Raw genomic sequence first — 7,510 nt, 5'->3', positions numbered from 1 at the left:
GACCGGTGGCGACGGCGACGCAGCGGGCCCCCGCGTCGAGTGCGCCGCGGACATCGTGGACGTGGTCACCGATCACCACCGCGCGCTCAGCGGACACCTCGAGTCCGCGTGCGCGGGCGGTGGTGAGGGCGCCGCGGACGAGGTCGGCGCGGTCGGCGTGGTGATCCCCGAACGCCCCGAGCCGCGGATCGGGAAGCCCGTCGAACCCACACACCCGGAGCTTGAGCAGCGCCGTCCGTCGCATGTTGCCGGTGACGATCCCCTGGTGCAGCCCGTCTACCGCGGCGAGGGCGGCTATCGCCTCGTGAGCTCCCGGGAGTGCCCCACCTCCCGCGTCGAGCAGGTCCTGCCCGTGCGCCTCGCACCGCTCGGCGACGGCGTGGAGCAGCGTGGTGACGAGGTCCTCGCGGGGGTCGATCCCGTTCCGCCCGAGCAGGTCGGTGCAGATCGCGCGGTCGGTCCGCCCGGCGAAGGAGACGTCCATGACGGGCTCGCCGCCGACCATCTCGGCGAGCGCGGGGGCGATCATCCGCGAACCGAACCCGGCGGGGTCGAGCAACGTGAGGTCGAGGTCCCAGAGGACGAGCAGAGCGCTCACGATGGCGGCTGCAGCAGTGGTGCGAGCCAGGCGGTGAGGAACGCCCGCAGGTCGGCGTCGGAGCGGGAGTCGGGATCGTCGAGCACCATCACCGACCAGCCGATGTGGACGCCGACGTCGGCGAGGAAGTCGATGCGGTCGGCGAACTCGGGGAATCGCTCGATCGCCGGACCGAGCAGGTGGGCTGTGTACTCGAGGGATCTGTCGACAGCACCCGGATGGTGGATCGGGTTGCCCTCGCCGGATAACGTCAGGGCTCGCAGCAGCGGGTCCCCGAGGATGCGTCGCCGGGCCTCGATCACGATCTCCACCAGCACCTCGAGCAGAGAGTCGGCCGAGTCCATCACGGACTCGTAGGCACCGACCAGCGCGGTCAACCGCTCGGTGACCGCCTCGCCGATCAACTCCTCACGGGTACCGAAGATCGAGTACACCGTCTGCCGACTCACCCCGGCCCGCTTGGCCACGACGGCGATATTGACCCCGTCGAACCCCACGTCCCCGATCACCGCTCGGGTCGCGTCGAGGATGCTGTCACGGGACCTCACGCCATCCATTATCGCGCGAGCCGGCTGCGGACCGCATCCGAAGAGCCGGGCCGGGTGCGCCCGGGGCCGTAGGATCGCGGGCATGAGCGGCAAGAAGGACGACAAGAAGGCCACCTCGAGCGGGAAGAGCACGTCCTCGAAGAGCGGCAACAACGGGTCGAAGAAGAAGGAACTCGCCAGCGGCCTGGAGAAACTGCCCAAGAAGGCGTACGAGGCCGAGCTCGAGCGGTTGCAGGCCGAGCTCGTGGAGATGCAGGCCTGGCTCAAGGAGACCGGGAACCGGCTCGTCGTGGTGTTCGAGGGCCGCGACGCCGCCGGCAAGGGGTCGGCGATCAAGCGCATCACCCAGTACCTCAACCCGCGGTTCGCCCGCGTGGTCGCGCTTCCCGCCCCGACCGAGGTGCACAAGACCCAGTGGTACTTCCAGCGCTACATCGAGCACCTGCCCGCGGCCGGGGAGATCGTGATCTTCGACCGCTCCTGGTACAACCGGGCCGGCGTGGAACGAGTGATGGGCTTCTGCACCACGGACGAGTACCGCCGCTTCCTGCACCAGGCGCCGATCTTCGAACGCCTGCTCGTGGAGGACGGGATCATGCTGCGCAAGTACTGGTTCTCCGTGTCCGACGAGGAGCAGGAGCGCCGCTTCCGCTCGCGGCACGACGACCCCATGCGCCGGTGGAAGCTCTCGCCGATGGACCTGGAGTCCATCAACCGGTGGGAGGCGTACAGCCGTGCCAAGGACGAGATGTTCATCCACACCGACATCCCCGAGGCGCCCTGGTACACGGTCGAGTCGGAGGACAAGAAGCGGTCGCGCATCAACGTCATCTCGCACCTGCTCTCCACCGTGCCGTGGGAGAAGCTGGAGCCGCCGACGTTCGAGATCCCGGAACGACCCGAGGGTGCGAGCTACGAGCGCCCGCCGCGCGAGGAGTTCAAGTACGTCCCGGACGTGGCGTCGGAGCTGCTCTGACCGGAGGCGGGGCACGATCGGCGACCTGACGCCGGGCGGGGCGGCGGGGGCGGCCTAGGTAGGAATTCCTAGTATCCCGGCGACGGGCACAGACCGGCCTGCCACACTGGGGGCATGAGCGAATTCGTCACCACCCGGCGAGAAGGCCGGATGCAGCACATCGTCCTGGACCGCCCCAAGGCACTGAACTCCCTCGACCTGCCCATGTGCCGGGCCCTGCACTCCGCCCTGGATGCCGCGTCGCAGGACTCGGGAGTGGAGGCCGTCGTCACCACCAGTACCTCGGAGAAGGCGTTCTGCGCGGGCGGCGACATCCGCGCGCTGCGCGACGCCGCGGCCGCCGGCGAGCACCAGACCAACCGGGAGTTCTTCTCCGAGGAGTACGCGATGGACCTCGCGTACCACACGCACCGGGTGCCCACCGTCGCCGTGATCCACGGCGTCGCGATGGGCGGCGGCCTCGGGATCTCCATCAACGGCTCGCACCGCGTGGTCACCAAGAAGGTCATGATGGCCATGCCGGAGACGGCGATCGGGTTCATCCCCGACGTCGGCGCCAGCCACTTCCTGCCCCGCCTGTGCGGCGGCGGGACCCGGGGCCTCGCGGTGGGGATCTACCTCGGCACCACCGGGGTCCGGATGAACTCCGCCGACGCGCTCTACACGGGTCTGGCCACCCATCTGATCGACGACGCCGACCGCGACGCCTTCGTCTCCGCCATCGGGTCCGATGGCCTGGACGCCGCCCTGGAGCGCCACGGCCTCGAGCACTCGGCGGCGGGGGAGTCCGCGGTCGAGAAGCACATCGACCGGATCGAGGACGTCTTCTCCCGTGCGACCGTGCAGGAGATGGTCGCGGCCCTGGAGTCCGGTGCGCAGGACGAGTGGGCCACCTCGACCCTCGAGATGCTGCGGTCGCACTGCCCCACGTCCGTCATCGCGACCATCGAGCTGCTCCGCGCAGGGGCGGCCGCGAGCGATCTGCGAGAGTGCCTGGCGGCCGAGTTGGCGCTGGGCGGATGGATCACCGCCCGCCCGGACTTCGTCGAAGGCGTCCGGGCCGTGGTGATCGACAAGGACCGCAACCCCACCTGGGACCCCGCCGACCTCGACGACGTTCACGTGGACGCCATTCGTTCGGCGTTGACCGGGGGCTGACAGGGTCTACTCTGATCGGCGTCCAGCGCACGGGGCGCGGGTCGAGGAGGGGCCATGACCACCACCGGTGACGGCGCGCGCGAACCCGATGTGCTCGCCCCGCACGAGGAGCCCAAGGGCTGGGGGATCGCCGGCGTCACCGTGGTGTCCCTGGCCGCCGCGTTCGTCGTGCTCTGGGGGATCTCCCAGCACGCGAACCTGGTCATGCCCGCCTTCCTCGCCCTGAACCTGGTGATCGCCGCCCAGCCGCTGCAGCGGTTGCTCGAGCGTGCCGGCCTGCCGAGGTGGGGCGGGATGATCATCGTCCTGCTGGTGCTCTACCTCCTGCTGGCCGCGCTGGTGGGGATGCTCGTGTGGGCGCTGTGGATCGCCGCCGAGGAGATCCCGCGCTACCAGGACAAGTTCGTCGAACTGTACGAGCAGACCATCGAGTTCCTCGGACGGTTCGGGGTGAGCGAGGACCAGGTCTCCTCGAGCCTGGCGGGAGTCGACCCCGGCACCGTGATCGGCACCGTCCAGAACGTGGCGGGGCAGCTGTCCTCGGCGGGCGGGCAGCTCACCGTCCTGGTGATCGCACTGACCTTCCTGGTGTTCGACGTACCGGGGATCACCCGCCGTCGGGCGGTGATCGCGCGCCAGCGGCCCCGGCTGGCGGACGCCCTCAGCTCGTTCACCGACGGTGTGAAGTCGTACTGGATCGTCTCGACGATCTTCGGTCTCATCGTGGCGGTCATCGACGTGATCGCACTGATGATCATCGGTGTGCCGCTGGCCCTGGTCTGGGGCGTCCTGGCCTTCGTCACCAACTACATCCCCAACATCGGCTTCGTCCTGGGCCTCGTGCCACCCGCGCTGTTCGCGCTCCTGACCGGGGGACCGGTCGACGCCATCTGGGTGGTGGTGATCTACAGCGTGGTCAACCTGGTGATCCAGAGCTTCATCCAGCCCAAGTTCACCGGCGACGCCGTGGGGCTGACCCCCACCGTCACGTTCCTCTCGCTGGTGTTCTGGGCGTCGGTGGCCGGTGCTCTGGGCGCGATCCTGGCCGTGCCGCTGACCCTCGCGGTCAAGGCCTTCCTCGTGGACGCCGACCCCCGGATGACGTGGTTCTCGACGTTCATGACCACTCCCGACGCCGATGCCAAACGCGACCGGCGGCGCGCCGGGAAGCTGCCGGCACCGCGCTGACCCTCCCTGCGGGCCCGGGCTCGGGGGCTCCGATTGCGCCGGGGGCGGCGGACGCCCGCGGTCAGTCGGGGGATCCGGGATCGCCGGGTTCGTCCCCGGCGGGCGCCCTGGTGAAGGTCCCGAGACCGTTGCCGTCCAGGAGTTCGACGGTGACCTCGTCGTCGTCGAACGTCACGGAACCCCGCGACCCCGGCGGCCAGTTCTCACTCCGCGGTTCGACCGCGAACGTGTCGCCGTCCCAGGGCTCGAGTGGCCAGGCGGCGGCGCCGCCGACGGTCATCTCCAGCGCGTCCTCCGACTCTCTGACCTCGAGGGTCCCGAAGTAGTCGTTGCGGTACGTCCCGACCAGCTCGGCCGGGTCCCTCGACGGTGCCGGATCGGCGGGCGGGGTCGCGTCCACCAGGTCCCCGACCGGGTCGAGCAGTGACGCGAACGCCTGGCCGAACAGATCCCGCCAGTCCAGCGTGGGGTCGCCGTACTGGGCGTAGTCGGCGAACCTGGCGTTGATCGTCTCCGCCACCCCGCTCGGCGAGGCGTTGGTCACCGTGATGATCCCCAGGTCGAGCGAGGGCAGCATGAGCATCGCGGTGCCCGCCCCGAGCGCGAACGCCCCGGAATGGCTCCACTGGACCCGACCCGAGGAACTGGTACCGATGTTGAACCCGTAGCCGTAGGACCCGGGACGGTCCGCGGCGGCCCGCGGCGGCGAGGAGACGATCTGCGGGGTGAGGGCCTCGCGCAGCGCCTCGGCGGGCACGACCTGGGAACCGCCGGGCCCCTTGCCGTCGTCGAGCACCATCGCCATCCAGGCGGCCATGTCGGTCACCGACGAACTCAGGCCCCCCGCCGGCGCCTGGGCGTCGGGGTCGCGCTGGGGATCGGCCGGGACCCAGTCCCCGTCCGGGTCGCTCTGGTCCGCGGAGTCGGGGGAGTCGGGGGAGTCGGCGCGCACGTGGCCGACCGCCCGGTTGTCCCGCTCGAGCAACTCGTCGTGGGAATACGAGGTGTCGGTCATGCCGAGCGGGTCGAAGATGCGCTCGCGACCCAGCTCGTCCCAGGGGGTCCCCGCCGCGACCGCCACCGCTTCGGCCCCCGCGGTGAGTCCGAAGTTGGTGTACGCGTACGAGGCCCGGAACGGCGTGAGCGGCAGGTGGCGCAGACCGTGCAGGACCGCGGGCCGGTCGTAACCCAGGTCCTCGAGGTCGTCACCCGCGTGCCCGGGCAGTCCGGAGCGGTGCGCGAAGACGTCGCCGACGGTCACGAGGGGGGTCAGCTGGGGATCGGAGAGCTCGAACCACGGCAGGTACTCGCTGACGGGCGTGGACCAGTCGACCTGGCCGTCGGCGCTCTCCGCTGCCACCACCGTGGCGCTGACCGACTTGGAGATCGAGGCCAACGGGAACACGGTCCGCGCATCCACCTCGGCGCCCGTGCCGGTGTCACGGACGCCGAACCCCTCCGCGAGGACCACCTCGCCGCCGTGCACCACGGCCACGGCCGCGCCCGGGATACCGGAGGCGTCCATCTCCTCCTCGACGATGTCGGTGACCTTGCCGACCGCGTAGTCGATCCGGTCCTCGTTCACCTCGAGGCCCGAGTAGGCGGCCGGGCTCTCGTCGGGGCCGGGTGTGGCCACCGGTGTCCCGCACGCCGAACCGAGGAGCGCGACGGACGCGCACACGCTGACAAGGCCCAGAGTTCGACGGCGCCCGGTGGCCGAATCGGTGGTCATCTGCCCAGCTTAGACCGCCGGATGCGCCCCGGAGGCCCGTGTCGGACCAAAGCCTGCGACTCGCTCCCGGTGCCGGGCGATCAGGTCGCGATACCAGTACCAGGAGGCCTTGCGGGTCCGCGTGAGGGTGGTGTGGTCCACGTGCACCAGACCGAAGCGCTCGGCGTACCCGGCGGCCCATTCGAAGTTGTCCATCGCCGACCACACGTAGTAGCCGTCCACGTCCACGCCGGCGTCGACCGCGTCCACCACCGCCGCCAGGTGCGCGCGCAGGTAGTCGATCCTGCGCTCGTCGTGGACGGCCCCGTCCGCTCCGGGGCCGTCGTGGTACGAGCACCCGTTCTCGGTGATCGTCACCGGCGGCAACCCCGGGTACCTCTCGTGGAGTGTCGTGAGGATGTCGGTGAGACCCGACGGCACGACGGGCCAGTCGAAGTCGGTCCGCTCCACACCCTCGATCCGCACGGGGCGGAACGGCATGTCCTCCGGGAAGTCGACCTCGAGGACCCCGGAGTAGTCCGTGTCCTCGCGGGGGGCTTCGATCACCGTGGGTTCGTAATAGTTGACGCCGTAGAGGTCGAGGGGGCCCGAGATGACGACGAGGTCCTGCTCGAGCTGGTCCGGGGTCAGCCCCGCGGCGGTCATGACGAGCTCGGCCACCCAGTCCTCCGGATAGGTGCCCCGGAGGATCGGATCGGAGAACAACCAGTTGGTGAGGATGCGGAACATCTCGGCGGCCTCGACGTCCTCTGCGGAGTCGGTCGCGGCGGAGACGGGGAAGTGCTGTTGGACCACCCCGACCTCGTGGTGGGCACCGGCGGCGCGGATCGCCCCGACCGCCAGCCCGTGCGCGCGGAGCAGGTTGTGGGCCACGGGCAGGCAGTCCAGCCCCATCCCGAGCGCGGGCGCGTGATCGGTGAGCCCGTGGCCGTAGAGGGTGTGGACGTTCATCTCGTTGAGCGTGAGCCACCGGGTGACGCGGTCGCCGAGGGCGTCCACCACCACGGTGGCGTAGTCGGCCAGGGCGTGCGAGGTGTCCCGGCTCAGCCAGCCGCCCTCGTCCTGCAGGGCCTGCGGCAGGTCCCAGTGGTACAGAGTGGGCACCGGGCGGATGCCGGCCGCCAGGAGGTCGTCGACGAGACGTGAGTAGAAGTCCAGGCCGGGCCGGTTGACCTGCCCGCGCCCGGTGGGCAGGACCCGAGACCAGGAGATCGAGAAGCGGTAGTCCTCGACGCCCAGGTCGGCCAGGTCGCGGACGTCCTCGGCGTGGCGGTGGTAGTGATCGCACGCCACGGCCGGGGTGTCGCCGC

7 protein-coding genes are annotated in these 7,510 nt (G+C 70.5%); 3 read left to right on the top strand and 4 right to left on the bottom strand.

Going from position 1 to position 7,510, the window contains the following annotated elements; genetic code table 11:
• Together G6021_RS07760 and G6021_RS07755 are read right to left on the bottom strand one after the other, a co-directional pair.
• Window positions 1-598: haloacid dehalogenase-like hydrolase (locus G6021_RS07760; protein ID WP_182641001.1), on the bottom strand; the 598-nt coding region annotated here is incomplete at its 3' end.
• Complete coding sequence (locus G6021_RS07755; protein WP_179525812.1) at window positions 595-1,146, bottom strand: TetR/AcrR family transcriptional regulator; 552 nt, start codon at window positions 1,144-1,146, stop codon at window positions 595-597. The genes G6021_RS07755 and G6021_RS07760, both read right to left, overlap by 4 nt.
• Window positions 1,147-1,228: 82 nt before the next feature.
• Between G6021_RS07755 and ppk2 the strand changes: the two genes are divergently transcribed.
• The 3 genes from ppk2 (at window position 1,229) to G6021_RS07740 (ending at window position 4,468) form a co-directional block, all read left to right on the top strand.
• Window positions 1,229-2,122: a polyphosphate kinase 2 gene (gene ppk2, locus G6021_RS07750; protein ID WP_241731278.1), complete on the top strand. Its 894-nt coding sequence runs from the start codon at window positions 1,229-1,231 to the stop codon at window positions 2,120-2,122.
• 114 nt (window positions 2,123-2,236) lie between these two features.
• Window positions 2,237-3,280: an enoyl-CoA hydratase/isomerase family protein gene (locus tag G6021_RS07745; RefSeq protein ID WP_179525811.1), complete on the top strand. Its 1,044-nt coding sequence runs from the start codon at window positions 2,237-2,239 to the stop codon at window positions 3,278-3,280.
• Between the two features lie 54 nt (window positions 3,281-3,334).
• Complete coding sequence (locus G6021_RS07740) at window positions 3,335-4,468, top strand: AI-2E family transporter (RefSeq protein WP_182641000.1); 1,134 nt, start codon at window positions 3,335-3,337, stop codon at window positions 4,466-4,468.
• Between the two features lie 61 nt (window positions 4,469-4,529).
• Here G6021_RS07740 and G6021_RS07735 read toward each other — a convergent pair whose 3' ends face one another.
• Together G6021_RS07735 and G6021_RS07730 are read right to left on the bottom strand one after the other, a co-directional pair.
• Entirely contained in the window at window positions 4,530-6,200 is a 1,671-nt protein-coding gene (locus G6021_RS07735; RefSeq protein ID WP_182640999.1) for a serine hydrolase, read from the bottom strand.
• A 9-nt stretch (window positions 6,201-6,209) separates the two neighbouring features.
• The coding region (locus G6021_RS07730; protein WP_182641002.1) for a family 1 glycosylhydrolase at window positions 6,210-7,510 on the bottom strand (1,301 nt) is incomplete at its 5' end.

Source organism: Dietzia sp. CW19 (assembly GCF_014145265.1).
In the GTDB taxonomy this organism is placed as follows: Bacteria; Actinomycetota; Actinomycetes; order Mycobacteriales; family Mycobacteriaceae; genus Dietzia; species Dietzia natronolimnaea.
This window is presented reverse-complemented; position numbering and strand designations above follow the sequence as displayed.